We start from the raw sequence: 18312 nt of genomic DNA, 5'->3' as shown, positions 1-18312 counted from the left end.
AGGTTCGGCAGCATCTAGAAAAACCTCGGATCGTCGAAGACACCGGACGCGACGAGATACACGTAGAAGTCGGCGAGCGCCACGCTCACCAGCGACGCCCAGGCCAGCAGCATGTGGCGGGCGTTGAGTCTGCCGACGAACTGCCACGCCCTATAGCGCACCGGGTGTTTGGAGAAGTGCTTCAGCTTGCCGCCGACGATGTGCCGGCAGGAGTGGCAGGAGATCGTGTACGCCCAGATCAGCGTGATGTTGAGCAGGAAGACCAGGGTGCCCAGGCCCATGTGGCCCCACGCGTAGTGCTCGTCGCGGAAGGAGAGCACGGTGTCGTACGTCAGGATCCCGGCCACGACGATCGCCGCGTAGAAGAAGTACCGGTGGATGTTCTGCAGGATCAGCGGGAAGCGGGTCTCACCGGTGTACTTCTTGTGCGGCTCGGCCACCGCGCAGGCCGGCGGGGACGCCCAGAAGCCCCGGTAGTAGGCCTTGCGGTAGTAGTAGCAGGTCAGCCGGAAGCCGAGCGGGAAGATCAGGATGATGATCGCGGGGGAGACGCCCCACCAGCCGCCGAAGACGTCCGCGTTGGGGCCCGCGTGCATGGGCCGGCAGTTCTCCGCCAGGCACGGGGAGTAGAACGGCGAGACGTACGGCGCCGCGTAGTAGTCCGCGTTCGCGAAGGCCCGCCAGGTGGAGTAGGCGATGAACGCCAGCAGACCGGCGGCGGTGGCGGCGGGGGCCAGCCACCAGCGGTCGGTCCGCAGATGGGGCGCGGCGATCGCGGCGCGGCCGGCGCCGCGTACGCCGCTCGGGGGATGGGGGTCGGTGGGTGGAGGTTCCGTACCAGTGGCCAACTCAGGACTCTCCGGTCGGGTCAGGGTGCGTGTCGGTCCCGGGCGCCGAGTCCCTCGTCGTCGGTGTCGATCCACAGGGAGTCGTCGTACGGGGTGTCGGGGATGGTGACGAGCTCGGGCTTGCGCGCCGCGGCCGGCTGGGCGGCCGCCTCGCGCAGCAGCGCGAGACTCTCCCGCAGATGGTCGGCGTCGGTGCGCACGCGGCGCATCTCCAGACCACCGCTGCCCAGCTGCTGCTCCAGGCGGCCGACGGACCGGGAGAGGTCGTCGAGACAGCGCTGGACCGATGTCAGGTCGTCGTGCACGGACATGACGTACCTCGCTTCCGTGGGCCGCAGCCCGGGACGGCAACGTTCATGCGCCTGCGAGTGTTGCGCGTCACACCGGTCGATGTGAAGGCGTGTGCAGCGATTGGCGGATGCGGAAGGGGTGTGTTGCTCCGCACGAGTGACCTTGGAGCGCCCCGCCGCCGTGTCGCTTCCGGCAGGCGAACCCTTTCCTCTTCAGTGAGCCGTAGATCTGATCAACTCCAAAATACCGCCAAATGTGATCAGAACGCACCGGCAGCGGCTCCCCGGAGGTACCAGAGATGTCGATCTCCCACGACGGCGTCGGCCCGCGCGCGGTTCGGCGCTCGGTCGTCTTCCTCACCGCGGGTGCGCTCGCGGTGCCCCTGCTGGCCGGCTGCGGCTCCGCCGACGAGGCCGGCAAGCCCCTGGCCCGCCAGGACATCGCCCCGGCCGCCCGCGCCCGGGTCGCCGAGGGCGGCACGCTGCGCTGGGCGGTGGACACGGTGCCGGAGACCCTCAACGCCTTCCAGTCGGACGCCGACGCCACCACCACCCGGGTCGCCCAGGCCGTGCTGCCCGCGATGTACCGGCTGGACGTGAACGGACGGCCGCGGCGCGACGCCGACTACCTGGAGTCCGCGAAGGTCGTCGACACCGAGCCCAAGCAGGTCGTGCTGTACCGGCTGAACCAGCAGGCCGTCTGGAGCGACGGCCGGGAGATCGGCGCCGCCGACTTCGCCGCCCAGTGGCGTGCCCTGTCCGGCAAGGACAGCGCCTACTGGACCGCCCGCAACGCCGGCTACGACCGCATCGAGAAGATCGAGCGCGGCGCCAACGACCTGGAGGTCCGGGTCACCTTCAAGCGCCCCTACGCCGACTGGCGGTCGCTGTTCTCGCCGCTGTACCCGAAGGACGTCATGGGCACGCCCGACGCCTTCAACGACGGGGCGCGCGGCAAGCTGAAGGTGACCGCGGGGCCGTTCCTCGTGAACAAGATCGACCGCAAGGCGGCCCAGGTGCGCCTCACCCGCAACCCCCGCTGGTGGGGGCACCCGGCCAAGCTCTCCGAGATCGTGCTGACGGCCGTCCCCAGGAACGAGCGGGCGTCCGAGCTGGCCGCCGGGAAGCTCGATCTGGCCGAGATCGACGCGGCAGGCGCGCAGCGCGTCGAGGGCGCCGCGAACGGCACGGCCGGACCGCTCGCCGGTCCCGGCGGCGGGCGCACCGCCGCGAAGGCGCTGCGCTCCTGGGCCCTGGCCCACGGCTTGGACGAGGAGCTGGCCGAGGGCGAGGCCGGCGCCCCCACCGAGCTGACCAGGGCGATCGCGCAGTGGGAGCGGCAGCAGAAGGCGCTGCGCGACTTCGAGGTGCGCCGATCGCTGGAGCCGGCGTACACGCAGCTGGCGCTGAACGGCGCGGACGGGCCGCTGGCGGACGAGCGGGTGCGGCGGGCCGTCGCCCGCGCGCTGAACCGCAAGGAACTGGCCAAGCTCGTGCTGAAGCCGCTGGGCCTGCCCGCGGAGCCCGTCGGCAGCCACCTGGCCCTGGCCGGGCAGGAGGCGTACGCCGACAACAGCGGGGCGCTGGGCGGGCAGGACACCTCCGAGGCGCAGGCGCTGCTCGCGGACGCCGGCTGGGTGCTCGGCGGCCCGGTCAAGGAGCAGCCGAAGGGCGAGAAGGCGGCCGGCGCGAAGGGCGAGAAGGCGGCCGGCGAGAAGGCGGCCGGTGCGAAGGCGGCCGGCGCGAAGAAGAAGGCCGACGGCGACTCCCCGGGCGGTGACGACGGCACGTACATCGTCGGCGAGGACAACAAGCCGCCGGCCGAGACCGGCCGCGAGGAGAAGCGGCACGCCCTCAAGGACGAGGATGACGGGCGGCAGCTCGCCCAGGACGGCAAGCAGTACAAGCAGCCGCACCAGGGTGCGGTCCCCGGCGCGTACGCCCCGAAGGGCACCCCGGCCCCGAAGGGCACCGCCGCGCCGGAGGCTACCGCCGCGCCGGCCGCGGCCGTGGGGAAGGCGCTGGCCAAGAACGGCAAGGCCCTCAGCCTGCGGTTCGTGCTGCCGTCCGGGCCGGGATCGGAGTCGCTGGCGACGGTCGCCGAACGGATCACGAGGATGCTGGCGAAGGTCGGCATCCAGACCGAGATCATCAAGGTCTCGGACGAGAGCTACTTCAAGGACCACATTGCTTCCGGCCAGTACGACCTCGCCCTGTACTCCTGGCCCGCGTCCGCCTTCCCCGCCACCGACGCCCGGCCGATCTACGCCAAGCCGGCGCCGGCCGCCGACGGCTCGCTGAGCGTGGAGCAGAACTACACACGGGTCGGCACCGACCAGGTCGATCAGTTGTTCGACCAGGCTCTCGCGACCCTGGACGCGGACGAGGAGCGGTCCCTGATCCGCAAGGCCGACTCCCGTATCTGGGCGGCTGCCGGATCGATTCCTCTCTATCAGCGCCCCCAGCTCACGGCCGTCCGGAAGAACGTGGTCAACGCGGGCGCCTTCGGCTTCCAGACCCCCGTCTACGAGGACATGGGCTTCCTGAAGAAGGGGGCGAAGACCTCCGCGAGCCTCTCGAAGAAGTGAGCGCGAGGTGATCGTCGAATGAACCGTGTGGCCCTGCGGAAGCCCTTCCCCGCCGGGCCACGTACCATGGGGTGAGGCCGTGGCGTGTCAAGCCCGGCAGGGCCCGCGTAACACAGACGTACGCAGCAGGGTCGCCCTCACACTCCGGGAGAACGCCGCTTTATGGCCACGCGCCACGACATTCGCAACGTAGCCATCGTCGCCCACGTCGACCACGGCAAGACGACTCTGGTCGACGCCATGCTCAAGCAGGCCGGCGCCTTCGCCGCGCACGCCGCCGAGTCGCTCGACGACCGCATGATGGACTCGAACGACCTGGAGCGTGAGAAGGGCATCACGATCCTCGCCAAGAACACGGCGGTGAAGTACCACCCCAAGGACGGGGGGGACGTCGTCACGATCAACATCATCGACACCCCCGGTCACGCCGACTTCGGCGGTGAGGTCGAGCGTGGTCTGTCGATGGTCGACGCCGTCGTGCTGCTGGTGGACGCCTCCGAGGGCCCCCTGCCGCAGACCCGCTTCGTGCTGCGCAAGGCGCTGCAGGCCCGCCTGCCCGTCATCCTGTGCATCAACAAGACGGACCGGCCCGACTCGCGCATCGACGAGGTCGTCAACGAGGCCTACGACCTCTTCCTCGACCTCGACGCCGACGAGGACCAGATCGAGTTCCCGATCGTCTACGCGTGTGCGCGCGACGGCGTCGCCTCGCTGACCAAGCCGGAGGACGGCACGGTCCCCAAGGACAGCGACAACCTGGAGCCCTTCTTCTCCACGATCCTGTCGCACGTCCCGGCCCCCCAGTACGACGAGGAGGCTCCGCTCCAGGCGCACGTCACCAACCTGGACGCCGACAACTTCCTCGGCCGTATCGCGCTGCTGCGCGTCGAGCAGGGCGAGCTGCGCAAGGGCCAGTCCGTCACCTGGATCAAGCGTGACGGCACGATGTCCAACGTGCGCATCACCGAGCTGCTGATGACCGAGGCGCTCACCCGCAAGCCCGCCGAGAAGGCCGGCCCGGGTGACATCTGCGCCGTCGCCGGCATCGCGGACATCATGATCGGCGAGACCCTCGCCGACCCCGAGAACCCGATCGCGCTGCCGCTCATCACGGTCGACGAGCCGGCGATCTCCATGACCATCGGCACCAACACCTCGCCGCTGGTCGGCCGTGGCGGCACCGGCAAGGGCGCCGACAACAAGGCCGCGGTCAAGGACCGCAAGGTCACCGCCCGTCAGGTCAAGGACCGCCTCGACCGCGAGCTGGTCGGTAACGTCAGCCTCCGGGTCCTGGACACCGAGCGCCCCGACGCCTGGGAGGTGCAGGGCCGCGGTGAGCTGGCGCTGGCCATCCTGGTCGAGCAGATGCGCCGCGAGGGCTTCGAGCTGACCATCGGCAAGCCGCAGGTCGTCACCAAGGACGTCGACGGCAAGGTCTACGAGCCGGTCGAGCGCATGACGATCGACGTGCCCGAGGAGCACATGGGCGCCGTCACGCAGCTCATGGGCGTCCGCAAGGGCCGGATGGACAACATGTCCAACCACGGCTCGGGCTGGGTCCGCATGGAGTTCGTCGTCCCCTCCCGCGGTCTCATCGGCTTCCGTACCGAGTTCCTGACCGGTACGCGCGGCACGGGCATCGCGCACTCCATCCACGAGGGCCACGAGCCGTGGTTCGGCACGCTGACGACCCGTAACAACGGCTCGCTCGTCGCCGACCGCGCCGGCGCCGTCACCGCGTTCGCGATGACGAACCTCCAGGAGCGCGGCGTGCTGTTCACCGACCCCGGCACCGAGGTGTACGAGGGCATGATCGTCGGCGAGAACTCGCGCTCCGACGACATGGACGTGAACATCACCAAGGAGAAGAAGCTCACCAACATGCGGTCCTCCTCGGCCGACTCGTTCGAGGCGATCGTCCCGCCGCGCAAGCTGTCGCTGGAGCAGTCGCTGGAGTTCTGCCGTGACGACGAGTGCGTCGAGGTGACCCCGGAGGCCGTCCGCATCCGCAAGGTCGTCCTCGACCAGCGCGACCGCGCCCGGACCGCGAGCCGCGCCAAGCACGGCTGATCCAGGCAGGCAGGCGGGCGCAGTCCGCGGCCGCCGCCGCACGCGAAAAGCCCGGGTGCCCCCGCGAGGGGGCACCCGGGCTTTTCGCGAACGGCCCTCATCGCCCCGGCTTCATCGACTCGCGCGTACGGCTGTGCTAGGCCTTTCCCGGGACTGTCGTCAGGGGGTTGGCGTGAGCATTGTCACCATGGAGTACGGGGAAGACGAGGAGTCCGGAAACTCCCGGCAGCCCGTCCCGGCCGGTGCGGACGCGTTCCTCTCGGTGCGGGACCTGTCCGTCAGCTTCAGCACGGAGGACGGTGTCGTCCGGGCCGTCGACGGACTCTCCTTCGACCTCGAACGCGGACGCACCCTCGGCATCGTCGGCGAGTCGGGATCCGGGAAGTCCGTCACCAACCTGACCATCCTCGGACTGCACAACCCGATGTTCGCCGCTGTCGAGGGCGAAATCCTGCTGGAGGGACAGGAGTTGACCACGGCCCGGGAGTCGGAGCTGGAGCGGCTGCGCGGCGACAAGGTCGCGATGATCTTCCAGGACCCGCTCACCGCGCTCTCCCCGTACTCCACCGTGGGCCGGCAGATCGCCGAGCCGTACCGCAAGCACCGGGGCGCCTCGAAGAAGGCCGCCTGGGAACGCGCGGTGGAGATGCTCGGCAAGGTCGGCATCCCTCACCCCCGGGAGCGGGCGAAGGACTACCCGCACCAGTTCTCCGGCGGTATGCGCCAGCGCGCGATGATCGCGATGGCGCTGGTCTGCGACCCCGACCTGCTGATCGCCGACGAACCGACCACGGCCCTCGACGTGACCGTCCAGGCGCAGATCCTCGACCTGCTCAAGGAACTCCAGGAGGAGTCCGGCACCGCGATCATCTTCATCACGCACGACCTCGGCGTCATCGCCGACGTGGCCGACGACATCATGGTGATGTACGCGGGCAGCGCGGTCGAACGAGGGACAACCGAGCAGGTGCTGCGCTCACCGCAACACCCGTACACCTGGGGCCTGTTGAACTCCATGCCCCGGCTGGGCGCGGACCCGGACGCCCCGCTCGCCCCCATCCCCGGCGCCCCGCCGTCGCTGCTCACCCCGCCGCCCGGCTGCCGTTTCCACCCCCGCTGCGCCTTCCGGGACCGGGTGGGCGCAGGCCGCTGCGTCACCGAGCGACCCCTCCTGGCCCCGGACCGCGCCTCGGCCTGCCATCTGACGGCGGAACAGAAGCGGACCATCTTCGTCGACGAGATCAAGCCCCGGTTGGGGTAGAGGACTTCGTTCGTCCTCAGGCGCCGGACGGGCCGGGGTACGCAGGCGTCGCCACGGTGATGATCTCCGGGCTGGTCGGGGTCAACGGGCCCCGGTCCCAGTCCCCGTACTGCTCCACCACCCGCAGTCCCGCCTCCGTCAGGAAGCCGGCCAGGGCCTCGGCGGTGAGGAAGCGGAGCGTGCTGCGGCTGACGCGGCGGCCCAAGGCACCGGGGGAGCCTGGCGAGCCGGAGGAGCCGGGGGAGCCGGGGGAGCCGGGGGAGCCGGGCGAGTCGAAGGTCGTCGTGAACGTCACCCGGTCGCCGGACGGTTCGTCCTCGACCTCGTGCCAGACCCGTACGACACGGCCGTCGGCGTCGGTGACCTCGCGCACCCGGTCCGGGGTCCAGGTCTCCCAGTCCCGCGCGGTCGGGTTGCGGGTCTCGAACACGAACCGTTCGCCGGCGCCGAGGGCGGACCGTACGGCCCCCAGCGCGGTACGCAGTTCGTCGTCGCCCAGGAACACCTGGAAGGCGTGGCCCTTCATCACGACGAGGTCGAACTCGCCGTTCCACCGGTGGGTGCGGAGGTCGCCCAGCAGCCACTGAACGCCGGGCGCCTGTCGCCGGGCCTGGACGAGCATCGCGGCCGCCGGGTCGAGGCCGGTGAGGCGACCCGGGTGGCCGTCCGCCACGGCCCGCGCGAGGAGCCGGCCCGTGCCGCAGCCGACGTCGAGCACAGCGTCGGCGGAGCTCACCAGGCCCAGGTAGAAGTCGTCGTCCGGGCCCCATGGATTGAGGCTGTCGTACAGCGCGGCGAGTGCGAGGTCCGCGAACGAATGATCGACCACCGCGGCAGTCTGCCACACCCGCGTACGACACAGGACAAGATCCATCGCGTCGCCGCTCGCCTCGACAAGCGGACAGGCGACCGGACATGCTCTGCGCGATGACGAGAACAGACGACATGCCCACCGCGTGGGACGAACGCACCCAGCTCACCACCCTCCTCGACTACGCCCGCGACACCGTCCGCGCCAAGTGCGAGGACCTCTCCGCCCCGGACGCCCGTACGGCGCCCCTGCCCGGCTCGCCGCTGATGACCCCGAGCGGCCTGGTCAACCATCTGCGCTGGGTCGAGTACTACTGGTTCCAGGTCGTGTTCCTCGGCGAGGAGGACGAGGGACCGTGGACCGACGAGGACCCCGACCGCGAGATGCGCATCGCCGTCGACTTCCCGCTCGCCCAACTCCTCGACGAGTACGCCGAACAGGCCGAGCGGTACCGCAAACTGGTCGCCGGTCACGACCTGGACACCAAGGCGCGGCGGGCGTCCCGCGACGGCCGCCATGTCGACCTGCGCTGGATCCATCTGCACCTGATCGAGGAGACGGCCCGGCACAACGGCCACCTCGACATCCTGCGCGAGATGATCGACGGCAGCACCGGCGTCTAGACCCGTCCCGTCCCAGGCGAGTCCGGGCAGATCCGGGCAAGTCCGGGCACGTCCCGGGCGCGACCCGGGCACGTCCTGGGCCGGTTCAGGCGGCGAAAGCCCAATGAAAGACGGATGAAAGACCGCTGAAAGAGAGCGGAAAGGCGGCTCGCGGAGACTGGTGTTGCGGGGCGGGCGGCCGACGGGGGACACGCGGCGTCCGCCCCGCTTCGCCTCGTACCGGTGCCGCCCCTTGCCGCACCTCGACCGGGCCCGGTGGTGGCCGGATCCCGCCCACCGAAGGTCCGTCCGTTCCCGTTGGCGAAGGTCGGCGTTGCCCGGCCGTCGCCCCTGGACTACGTTCTGTGAATGCTCTCCCCACGGCCCCGGTTCCGCCTGCTCGGACCCCTGGACGTCGAGATCGACGGACGGGCCGTCGTGCTCACCGGCCGGCAACGTGCGCTGTGCGCGGTGCTCCTGCTGCACGCCAACCACGTCGTCTCCGTCGACCGGCTGATTCAGTGTCTGTGGGACGACCGCCCGCCCGGCGCCGGCGCGGCCCGCGTACGGGCCCTCGTGGCGGAGGTGCGGCGTGCCCTCGGTCCGGCGGGGACGCAGCTGCTGACCACGAGGCGGCCCGGGTACGTCATGCATGCGGGACCGGACGAGCTCGACCTGCTGGCCTTCGAGAACCTCATCCGGGACGGCTCGCGGGCCGCGGCCGACGGCGAGTGGCGAACAGCCCGGCGCTGCGGCGAACAGGCCCTCGCGCTGTGGCGGGACGAGCCGCTGGCAGACCTGTCGGAGGTCGCGGTGCGCGAGGCCGAGCGGCAACGCCTCGGCGAACTGCACCTCGTGGCCCGCGAGGGCATGGCCGAGGCGGAGATCGAGACCGGCCGGCACCGGGAGGCCATCGCCGAACTCCTCCGGCTGACCGCCGCCCACCCGCTGCGCGAACGCCCGCACGGGCTGCTGATGCGCGCCCTGCACCTGGACGGCCGCAGCGCCGAGGCCCTGGAGCTGTTCACGGCGTTGCGTCGGCGCATGGTCGACGAACTGGGCATGGAGCCCTCGGCCGACCTCAGGGACCTGCAACAGCGCCTGCTGCGCGGCGGCAGCGTCTCGGGCGGCGGTAGTACCGCCCGCAGCGGCGTCTCCGGCAGTCGTGTCCTCGGCAGGGGTGTCTTTGGGGGTGGCGCCGTCGGCCGGGGCGGCTCAGGCGCCGCTGGGGCGGCGCAGCAGGCCGGGGTCGGGGCCGAGCGGCCGGTGCCGCGTCAACTCCCGCCCACGCCCCGTCGTTTCGTCGGCCGCGAGCGGGAACTCGACCGTCTCGACTCCTGTCTGCGCACCGCCGAACCGCTGGCCCTGATCGTGGGGCCGGCGGGCGTCGGCAAGAGCGCCCTCGCGCTGAACTGGGCCCACCGGGTCGCCGACCGCTTCCCCGACGGCCAGCTCTTCCTCGACATGCGGGGCTTCGACAACGCCGAGCCGATGACCCCCGAGGAGGCCCTGCCGCTGCTGCTGCAGGGCCTGGGCTGCGCCCCGCGTGACATTCCGCTGGGCCCCGAGGCGCAGACCGCGCTGTACCGGACGCTGCTCGCGGAGCGCCGGGTGCTGGTCGTCCTGGACGACGTGGCCGACGCGTCGTACGTACGGCGGTTGCTGCCCGCCTCGGCGGGCTCGCTGACGCTGGTGACGAGCCGCGACAAGCTCAGCGGCCTGGTCACCCTGGACGGCGCCTACCGGGTCTCCTGCGACGTCCTCGACAGCGCCGCCGCACTGGAGCTGATCAGCGGCGCGGTCGGCCCGGAGGCCGTGGCAGCCGACCCGGAGGCGGCGGCCCGGCTGGTCGAGCTCTGCGACCGGCTGCCGCTCGCCCTGTGCGTCGCCGGCTCCTGGATCGGCGACCGGCCAGGCAGTATCCGCGCTTACGTCCGCGACCTCGCCGACCGGGGCCGGCTGGCCCGGCTGCATGTCGAGGGCGAGGAGTCCGTCGCCGTACGGGCCGCGCTCGACCTGTCGTACGGGGCGCTGCCGGACGAAGCCCGCCGGGCCTTCCGCTGTCTGGGCGCGCTGCCCGGCACGGGCCGGTCGGTCACGGCGGCCGCCGCCGGTGCCGGGCTCGACGAGCGGCGGCTGGCCGACCTGCTGCGGCTGGCCCAGCGCGTCCACCTGCTGCGCGACGTCGAGCTCGGCCGCCCGGCCTGGCACGACCTCGTGCACGAGTACGCCCGCGACCGCACGGCCGCCGAGGACGCCCCCGAGGAGCGGGCCGCGTCCGTCACGCGCGTCCTCGACCACTACCTCCAGAGCGTCGTCAACGCCGCCGCCACGGCCGGCCTGTACGTCATGCGCACCCGGCCCGGCGCCGTCGAGGGCTCCCTGCCACGGGAGTTCGCGACCACCGAGGAGGCGTACGCCTGGTTCGACGCGGAGTGGGACGACATCGCCGCCGCGATCGGGCACGCCGCCGAGCACGGCCCCGCGCCCTACGTGTGGTGGCTGGTGGACGCCCTCCAGGACCTGTTCCACCACCGTCGTCCGCTGTCCGACTGGATGCGGCTGGCCACCCTCGCCCGGGAGGTGGCCCAGCGCGGCGGGGACGAGGTCGGCCAGGCCGCCATGTGCCTGTCCCTGGGCAGCGCCCGCTGGCGCAACGGCGACCTGCGGGGCGCCCTGGCGGAGTACGAGGAGGGGGAGGTGCTGGCGCGCCGGGCCGGCTGGGCGTACGGCGAGGCCGGCAGCCTCCAGGGCAAGGGCGTCACCCTCAAGCTGCTGGGCGAACTGCGCCGCGCGCTGCCCTGCTACGACCGTGCCCTCGCGCTCTACCGCACCCTGGGCAACGTCAAGAACGAAGAGATCATGCTGATCAACACGGCGTCGCTGAACCTCGCCCTGGGCCGCCTGGACGCGGCCGAGGAGGCGGCGTGCGCGGCCCTCGACCTGATCGGCGACACCGCCCACCACAACCGTGCGATGGCGCTCGTCAGCCTCGCCCAGATCCTGCAGCGGCAGGCCCGGTTCGACGAGGCGACGGCGGCGCTGCGCACCTGCTTCCTCGTCTCCCGCGACTCCGGCTCCACCTACACCGAGGCGGTCGCCCTGGAGGCGCTCGGCCGGGTCCGCGCCGACGCCGGCCAGGACGACCGCGCGCTGCTCGCCTTCGAGGACGCCCTCGCCGTCTCCCGCCGGGTGGAGAACCGCAACTGCCAGGTCGACAGCCTGGTCGGGATCGCCTCCGTGAAACTGCGCGCGGGCCAGGCCGACGAGACGGCCGAACACCTCGACGCCGCCTTCGAGATCGCCGAGCGCACCGGTCACCGCGCGGGCCTCGTCGAGGTGCTGCTGGCCCGCGCCGACCTGGCGCGCGCCCAGGGCCGCCCCGCCGAGGCCCTGGACTGCCTGGAGCGCGCCGAGGGCCTCGCCACCGACGGAAACCCCCTCACCCTCCCGCGCGTCCACCTCACGGCCGCCCTGACCCTCCTGGACACCGGCTCCCCGGCCGACGCCCGCACCGCCGCGACCCGTGCGGTCGACCTCGCCCGCACCTCCGGCCAGCGCCTCCTGCACGCCCGCGCCACCGACGCCCTGGCCGCCGCCCACGCCGCCAACGGCGCCCCCGGCCAGGCGCACAAGGCCCGAACAGCAGCACAAACCCTGTACCAAACCCTGGCCACCCACCCGCCGTCCGACACCCCAGTTCCGCATCGGCATCGGCACCGTGACCTTCCGCCGGACGCGGAGTCCCGGCTGACTCTCTACCTCACCGAGCACTTCGACGGCTGACACCCTCCCCCACTCTCATCTCCGTTCGAGCGGGGGCCCCCGCCTCGCCGCCGTCAGCGGGCGGACGTCGCGTACGCGCTGCCGAGCCGCAGCCGGGGGTCGCGGGCGAGGATGCGTTCCTGCAGCGACCGCAGGTCCGGGCCCGGCTCGCACCCGAGCAGGTCGACCATCCGCAGGCGCAGCAGCTGGAAGCAGTCCAGCGCGTCCGCCTGGCGGCCGCCCCGGTGCAGGGCGAGCATCAGCAGGCCCGCGACCTTCTCGTCGAAGGGGTGCATCTCGGCCAGCCACTGCAACTGCGGCAGGCACTCGTCGTGCCGTCCGGCCCGCAGGGACAGCTCCGTGCTGCCGACCAGCGCCTCCCGGTGCTCGCGCCGCAGCGCGACCCGCGCCGACTCCGCCCAGGCCGTGCGCACGTCCGACAGCGGCTCGCCCCGCCACAGCTCCAGGGCCCGCGCGTAGAGGCCGAGAGCGGTGTCGGTGTCCCCGGTGCGGGCGGTCTGCTGTGCCTGCCGGACCAGGCCGCGGAACCGCGCGGTGTCGACCCGCTCCTCGTCGATCGCGAGGACGTACCCGCCCCGCTTGCGGGCCAGTTCGAAACCTTCGTCCTGCTGCCCGTCGGCCCGCAGCGCCTTGCGCAGCCGCGTGGCCTGGATGTACAGCGCGTCCCGCGGATGCTGGGGCCGGCGCTCCTGCCAGACCCGCTCGATCAGCGTCTCGTCGGCCACGAAGGCACCGGGGGTCCACGCCAGCGCCGCCAGCAGCAGTTTGGTGCCGTGCGGCAGCGGCATCTTGTCACCGGACCACGCCCGCGCCTCGACACACCCCAGCAGCTGGATTTCCATGACAAACCCCCGTACCCCGTACCTCGAACCACTCGAGTCACCACTGTGCGCGCGCCGTGTTCGGGTGGCGCATGGTTCGTGCACGGCTGGACTCAGGAGGAACGAGCGAAGGCCCGCGCCGGGTGGGCGCGGGCCTTCGGCCGCTGGAAGGGGGGTGGGTCAGGCCGCCGTCTCGGGGTCCTTGGTGAGGCGGGGGGCCGGCACCTCGGCCGGCGGGGCGTCCGCCGTCTCGGGGTAGTGGCAGGCCGTCAGGTGGCCGGACTTGTTGCCCTCGACCTGCACCAGCGGCGGGGCCTCGCTCGCGCACTTGTCCGTCGCCTTCCAGCAGCGGGTGCGGAAGCGGCAGCCGGAGGGCGGGTTGATGGGCGAGGGCACGTCGCCGACCAGGCGGATGCGCTCCCGGCCCGCGGTCCCCTCGTCCTGCACCGTGGCCTCGGGCACGGCGGACAGCAGCGCCCGGGTGTAGGGGTGGCGCGGGTTGCCGTACAGCTCGTCGCGGTCGGCGATCTCGACGATCTTGCCGAGGTACATGACCGCGACCCGCTGCGAGAAGTGCCGTACGACGGCCAGGTCGTGGGCGATGAAGACGAACGCGATGCCCAGGTCCCGCTGCACCTTCTGGAGCAGGTTGACGACCTGCGCCTGGATGGACACGTCGAGCGCGGAGACCGGCTCGTCGGCCACGATCAGCTTGGGTTCGAGGGCCAGCGCCCGGGCGACGCCGATGCGCTGCCGCTGGCCGCCGGAGAACTCGTGCGGGAAGCGGTTGTAGTGCTCGGGGTTGAGACCCACGATCTCCAGCAGCTCGCGCACGCGCGCCTCGCGCCCGCCGGCCGGGTTGATGCCGTTGATCTCCATCGGGCCGGAGACGATCTTGCCGACCGTCTGGCGCGGGTTCAGCGACGCGTACGGGTCCTGGAAGATCATCTGGATCTCGGACCGGATCGGCGCGAGCGCCTTGCGGCCCGCGTGGGTGATGTCCTGGCCGCGGTAGGAGATCGTGCCGGCGGTCGGCTCCAGCAGCCGGGTGATCAGCCGGCCCGTCGTCGACTTGCCGCAGCCGGACTCGCCGACCAGGCCCAGGCTCTCGCCCTCGGCGACCTGGAAGTCCAGCCCGTCGACGGCCTGCACCGCGCCGACCGTACGCCGGATCGGGAAGCCGCCCTTGATGGGGAAGTGCTTGGTGAGCCCGGAGACGTCCAGGAGGGGGGTGGTGTTGCTCATGGTGATGAAATCCCGTCTCTTGTACGTCAGTTCGCCGCGCTGCCGGCGAGGTCGGAGAAGTACTCGGCGCGCTGGTCGGCGGTGAGGTGGCAGGCGGAGCCCCGGCCGTCCGTGATCTGCAGCAGCGGCTGCTCCGTGACGCACCGGCCCCCGTCGACCTTCTCGGCGAACGCGCACCGCGGGTGGAAACGGCAGCCCGAGGGCGGGTTCAGCAGCGAGGGCGGCGACCCGGGGATCGGGTTCAGCGGCACGTCGACCGGGTGGTCCAGGCTCGGCATCGAGCTGAGCAGACCCCAGGTGTACGGGTGCTGCGGGTCGCGCAGCACCTCCCGCTTCGTGCCGCGCTCCACGCACCGGCCGCCGTACATCACCAGCACCTCGTCGGCGATGTCCGCGATGACGCCCAGGTCGTGCGTGATGAAGATGATCGCGGTGCCGAACTCCCGCTGGAGGTCCTTGAGCAGGTCCATGATCTGCGCCTGGACCGTCACGTCGAGCGCCGTGGTCGGCTCGTCGGCGATCAGCAGCTCGGGGTCGCAGACCAGCGCCATCGCGATCATCGCGCGCTGGCGCATACCGCCGGAGAACTGGTGCGGATACTCGTCCACCCGGGTCTCCGGCTGCGGGATCCCCACCCGCCGCAGCATCTCGATCGAACGCGCCCGGGCCTCCTGCTTGGAGCAGCCCGTGTGCTTGCGGTACGTCTCGCCGATCTGCCTGCCGATGGTGTGGTACGGCGACAGCGAGGCCAGCGCGTCCTGGAAGATCATCGACATCTTGTTGCCGCGCAGCTTCTCCAGGGTCTTCTCCGCGGCGCCGTTCAGCTCCTCGCCGTCGAGGACGATGGAGCCCTCGACGTGGGTGCTGTCCGGGTTGTGCAGGCCCAGGATGGTCAGGTTGGTGACCGACTTGCCGGACCCCGACTCACCCACGATGCCCAGCGTCTTGCCGCGAACGAGGTCGAAAGAGAGGCCGTCGACGGCCTTGACGGTGCCGTCCTCGGTCGAGAAGTGCACCTTCAGGTCCTTGACGGACAGGAAGGGCTGCTGATCGGTGCTCGTCACGGGGACGCTCCAGAGGGGGGTGATGCGGGGGTAGCCGGCGGACGGGTGGGTCAGGCGAGGCGGATGCGCGGGTCGATCAGGGCGTACACGGCGTCGACCACGATGTTGGCGAGGACCACGAAGGACGCGGTGATGATCATGACGCCGAGCAGCATGGGCAGGTCGTTCGTCTGTACGGACTTCACGGACAGCATGCCGATGCCCTGGAGGCTGAAGGTCTTCTCGGTGATCATCGCGCCGCCGAGGAGGACGCCCATGTCGATGCCGAAGATGGTGACGATCGGCCCCATCGCGCCGCGCCAGGCGAAGCGGAAGAAGACGTTGCGCCGGGACATGCCCTTGGCTCTGGCGGTGCGGACGTAGTCCTCGCTGAGCGTCTCGACCAGCTGGGAGCGTGTCATACGGGTGTAGTTGGCGGTCCAGATGAGCGCCAGGACCAGCCAGGGCAGCATCAGTCCGGTGAACCAGCTGGCCGGGTTGTCGGTGAAGTCCGTGTACGACGGCTGGTCGAGGATGTGCCACTGGTACACGAAGAAGTACAGGCCCAGCGTGCCCACGAAGTAGATCTGCATCGACGAGGCGATCAGCGAGGCGCTGGAGGCGATCTTGTCGGTGGGGCGGCCCTGCTTCACCGCGGCGAGCATGCCCATGCCGACGCCGAAGATCAGGAAGACCACGGACGAGCCGATGGCCAGGGAGAAGGTCGTCGGGAAGCGGCTCCAGACCGTGGAGAGCACCGGCTCGCGGTTGACGAACGAGTAGCCCAGGCACGGCGCGTCGCAGTGACCGAAGCCCGGGAAGTCACGGCCCAGGAAGATGCCCGTGAGCCAGTGCCAGTACTGCACCGGCAGCGAGTCCGTGATCCCCATGTTGTGGCGGATCAGCTCAAGCGTCTCCTTGGTGCAGAGCTTGCCGCAGGCCAGCCGGGCCGGGTCGCGCGGCACCGCGTAGAAGAGCATGAACGTGACCGCGCTGATGATCAACAGCGTGATCACGGCGCCGAGGACTCGGCGGACGAGGAAGCGAAGCATGGGGAGTGGCTTTCCTGGGAGGGCCGTCGTGCGGATCGGGCCGGGCCGGGGTGACCGGGAGGCCCGGAGGACGAGAGCCGAGGGTGGGGGCGGCCTCACGGCCGCCCCCACCGCTCAGGGGATGGATCAGGCCTTGACGTACAGCTTGTAGAGCATGCAGCCGTCGAAGTTCGGGTCCATCTTCACGTTGCCGAGCTTGGAGCCGTGCATGTAGATGCGCTTCATGTACACGTCGGGGATGAAGGCGCCGGTCTCCGTGACCTGCTTGTCCAGGGCGGCCCACATCTTGTTGGCCTTGGTCTGGTCGGGCTCGGCGGTGGCGGCCTTGATGGCGGCGTCGACGGCCGGGTCCTTGAGGTGCGAGTAGTTCTGGCCACCGTCGGCGATGACCTTGCTGTCGAACAGCGGCTGGAAGACCGAGAAGCCGGTCGGCCAGTCGGAGCCCCAGCCACCCCAGTAGATGTCGAACGGGTTGGCGATCTTGCCGGTCTCGTCGTACCAGGTGGTGGAGTCGACCGGCTTGGTGACGACCTCGAAGCCGGCCTTCTTCAGGGCCTGCTCGATGACGACCTTGATCTTGGCCTGGACCGGGTCGTTCTGGTACGCGTAGACGACCTTGGCGCCGGTCTTGCCGGCCTCTTCCAGGATCTTCTTCGCGGCGGCCGGGTCGCCCGCCGGGTTCTTCAGCTTGCCCCAGACGTCCTGCGACTCGTAGCCGGCGACGAGCGGGCTCATGATGCCGGTCGCGTAGTCACCGCGGTGGGTGCCGCCCTGCAGCTGGCGGATGGCGGCCGTCGGCCAGGCCTTGATGATCGCCTCGCGGACCTTCATGTCCGTGATGCGGGTGGTGTTGATCCAGTAGACGCTGACGCCGTTGCCCAGGCCCTCGAAGACGCGGTCCTTGGCCTGGGTGGTCGCCTTGGCGATGCGCTCGCTGGGGATGGTGCGCCACGAGACGGCGTACTGGTCGGGGCCGGAGTCGGCCAGCAGACGGTCGATCGCGGTCAGCTGCTCGATGCCGAAGGTGAAGTCGAACTCGTCCGGGTAGGCGTTGCGGATCGAGTCCGTGGCCGGGTCCCAGTTCTCGTTGCGGACCAGGACCATCGACTTGTCGGTGACGTGCGACTTGATCTTGTAGGGGCCGTTCGAGACCGGCTTCTTGTCGTAGTTCTGCTGGGTGTCCTTCTTCACCGGGGTGGGCGCGTAGGAGTGCATCGCGACGACGTAGTTGAAGTCCGGACGCGCCTCGGAGAGGTGGAACGTGATGGTCTTGCCGCTGGTCTCGATGGACTTCAGGTGCTTGCCGGTGAAGGGGCCGGAGTAGGACTTGCGGAAGTCCGAGCTGCCCGTCAGCCACTGCTGGACGTACACGGCGCCCTCGGTGATGAAGCTGGCGAAGGCACGCTCGAAGCCGTGGCGGACGTCATCGACGGTGACGTCGGAGCCGTCCTCCCACTTGATGCCGTCCTTCAGGGTGAAGGACCAGGTCTTGCCGGCGTCCTTCATGGTGCCCACGTCGGTGGCGAGGTCGCCGACCAGGGTCATGGAGCCGTCGTCGCCGATCTTGTAGCCGGTCAGCGTGCGGGAGATGACGATCGCGGCCAGCGAGTTCCAGGCGTAGTAGATGCGCTGCGGGTCGAGGTGCGAGAAGTCGTCGTCGTTGAGGAGGGAGACCTTGCCGCCCTTCTTCGCGCCGGGGACCTCGGGGGCCGGGCCCTTGGAGTCCTCCGCCGTGCCGATCTTGACCACCGTGGCCTTGGCCTGGGCGGCTTCCTGCTTGCCGGTGGAGCCGGTGTTGCTGCTGGAGTCGCCGCTGCTGCACGCGGTCAGCACGGAGCTCGACGCGGCGGCAACGCCAGTGGCTATCAGGAAGTTTCTGCGCGAAAAGGACATCG

Annotated in this window: 13 protein-coding genes; 5 read left to right on the top strand and 8 right to left on the bottom strand. The window is 70.9% G+C overall.

Features of this window, described 5'->3' with window-relative positions:
- Positions 1–14: 14 nt before the first annotated feature.
- Both ACIBTS_RS36530 and ACIBTS_RS36525 read right to left on the bottom strand, forming a co-directional pair.
- Positions 15–848 (bottom strand): hypothetical protein, encoded by an 834-nt coding sequence (locus ACIBTS_RS36530; protein WP_399324985.1) that lies wholly within the window; start codon positions 846–848, stop codon positions 15–17.
- A gap of 20 nt (positions 849–868) precedes the next feature.
- Entirely contained in the window at positions 869–1159 is a 291-nt protein-coding gene (locus tag ACIBTS_RS36525) for a hypothetical protein (protein WP_319342554.1), read from the bottom strand.
- A gap of 284 nt (positions 1160–1443) precedes the next feature.
- Here ACIBTS_RS36525 and ACIBTS_RS36520 point away from each other — a divergent pair, with 284 nt between their 5' ends.
- The 3 genes from ACIBTS_RS36520 to ACIBTS_RS36510 all read left to right on the top strand — a co-directional run bounded on the left by ACIBTS_RS36520 (position 1444) and on the right by ACIBTS_RS36510 (position 7057).
- Positions 1444–3726, top strand: a complete 2283-nt coding sequence (locus ACIBTS_RS36520; protein WP_399325028.1) for an ABC transporter family substrate-binding protein — start codon at positions 1444–1446, stop codon at positions 3724–3726.
- Between the two features lie 162 nt (positions 3727–3888).
- A complete protein-coding gene (gene typA / locus ACIBTS_RS36515) occupies positions 3889–5796 on the top strand; it encodes a translational GTPase TypA (protein ID WP_319676097.1) in 1908 nt (635 codons plus the stop codon).
- 187 nt (positions 5797–5983) lie between these two features.
- Complete coding sequence (locus tag ACIBTS_RS36510; protein WP_399325027.1) at positions 5984–7057, top strand: ABC transporter ATP-binding protein; 1074 nt, start codon at positions 5984–5986, stop codon at positions 7055–7057.
- A gap of 16 nt (positions 7058–7073) precedes the next feature.
- On the opposite strand, the gene ACIBTS_RS36505 is transcribed toward ACIBTS_RS36510, so the two are convergent.
- Positions 7074–7886, bottom strand: coding sequence for a class I SAM-dependent methyltransferase (locus ACIBTS_RS36505; protein ID WP_399324984.1), 813 nt, complete (start codon positions 7884–7886; stop codon positions 7074–7076).
- 98 nt (positions 7887–7984) lie between these two features.
- Between ACIBTS_RS36505 and ACIBTS_RS36500 the strand changes: the two genes are divergently transcribed.
- The gene (locus ACIBTS_RS36500; RefSeq protein WP_399324982.1) at positions 7985–8491 is read left to right on the top strand and encodes a DinB family protein; all 507 of its coding nucleotides are present in this window, start codon (positions 7985–7987) and stop codon (positions 8489–8491) included.
- 348 nt (positions 8492–8839) lie between these two features.
- On the top strand, positions 8840–12256 hold the full coding sequence (locus ACIBTS_RS36495; protein WP_399324981.1) for an AfsR/SARP family transcriptional regulator: 3417 nt from the start codon (positions 8840–8842) through the stop codon (positions 12254–12256).
- Between the two features lie 53 nt (positions 12257–12309).
- Here ACIBTS_RS36495 and ACIBTS_RS36490 read toward each other — a convergent pair whose 3' ends face one another.
- The 5 genes from ACIBTS_RS36490 to ACIBTS_RS36470 all read right to left on the bottom strand — a co-directional run bounded on the left by ACIBTS_RS36490 (position 12310) and on the right by ACIBTS_RS36470 (position 18310).
- Positions 12310–13098 (bottom strand): BTAD domain-containing putative transcriptional regulator, encoded by a 789-nt coding sequence (locus ACIBTS_RS36490; protein WP_319676986.1) that lies wholly within the window; start codon positions 13096–13098, stop codon positions 12310–12312.
- Between the two features lie 159 nt (positions 13099–13257).
- Positions 13258–14322, bottom strand: a complete 1065-nt coding sequence (locus tag ACIBTS_RS36485; protein WP_399324980.1) for an ABC transporter ATP-binding protein — start codon at positions 14320–14322, stop codon at positions 13258–13260.
- Between the two features lie 26 nt (positions 14323–14348).
- Complete coding sequence (locus ACIBTS_RS36480) at positions 14349–15386, bottom strand: ABC transporter ATP-binding protein (RefSeq protein WP_319676310.1); 1038 nt, start codon at positions 15384–15386, stop codon at positions 14349–14351.
- Between the two features lie 50 nt (positions 15387–15436).
- Positions 15437–16417, bottom strand: a complete 981-nt coding sequence (locus ACIBTS_RS36475) for an ABC transporter permease (RefSeq protein ID WP_399324979.1) — start codon at positions 16415–16417, stop codon at positions 15437–15439.
- Between the two features lie 126 nt (positions 16418–16543).
- Positions 16544–18310: an ABC transporter substrate-binding protein gene (locus ACIBTS_RS36470; protein ID WP_399324978.1), complete on the bottom strand. Its 1767-nt coding sequence runs from the start codon at positions 18308–18310 to the stop codon at positions 16544–16546.
- Between the last annotated feature and the right edge of the window lie 2 nt (positions 18311–18312).

Source organism: Streptomyces sp. NPDC050121, assembly GCF_044460385.1.
Lineage (GTDB): Bacteria > Actinomycetota > Actinomycetes > Streptomycetales > Streptomycetaceae > Streptomyces > Streptomyces soliscabiei.
The sequence above is the reverse complement of the archived record's forward strand: the minus strand, read 5'-3'. Positions and strand labels throughout refer to the sequence as shown.

Bases quoted from the DNA above. Each gene is read 5' to 3' on its own strand.
- ACIBTS_RS36485 (WP_399324980.1), bottom strand. From the start codon at position 14,322: ATGAGCAACACCACCCCCCTCCTGGACGTCTCCGGGCTCACCAAGCAC.
- ACIBTS_RS36510 (WP_399325027.1), top strand. From the start codon at position 5,984: ATGGAGTACGGGGAAGACGAGGAGTCCGGAAACTCCCGGCAGCCCGTC.
- ACIBTS_RS36475 (WP_399324979.1), bottom strand. From the start codon at position 16,417: ATGCTTCGCTTCCTCGTCCGCCGAGTCCTCGGCGCCGTGATCACGCTG.
- ACIBTS_RS36500 (WP_399324982.1), top strand. From the start codon at position 7,985: ATGACGAGAACAGACGACATGCCCACCGCGTGGGACGAACGCACCCAG.
- ACIBTS_RS36470 (WP_399324978.1), bottom strand. From the start codon at position 18,310: ATGTCCTTTTCGCGCAGAAACTTCCTGATAGCCACTGGCGTTGCCGCC.
- ACIBTS_RS36495 (WP_399324981.1), top strand. From the start codon at position 8,840: ATGCTCTCCCCACGGCCCCGGTTCCGCCTGCTCGGACCCCTGGACGTC.
- ACIBTS_RS36490 (WP_319676986.1), bottom strand. From the start codon at position 13,098: ATGGAAATCCAGCTGCTGGGGTGTGTCGAGGCGCGGGCGTGGTCCGGT.
- ACIBTS_RS36525 (WP_319342554.1), bottom strand. From the start codon at position 1,159: ATGTCCGTGCACGACGACCTGACATCGGTCCAGCGCTGTCTCGACGAC.
- typA (WP_319676097.1), top strand. From the start codon at position 3,889: ATGGCCACGCGCCACGACATTCGCAACGTAGCCATCGTCGCCCACGTC.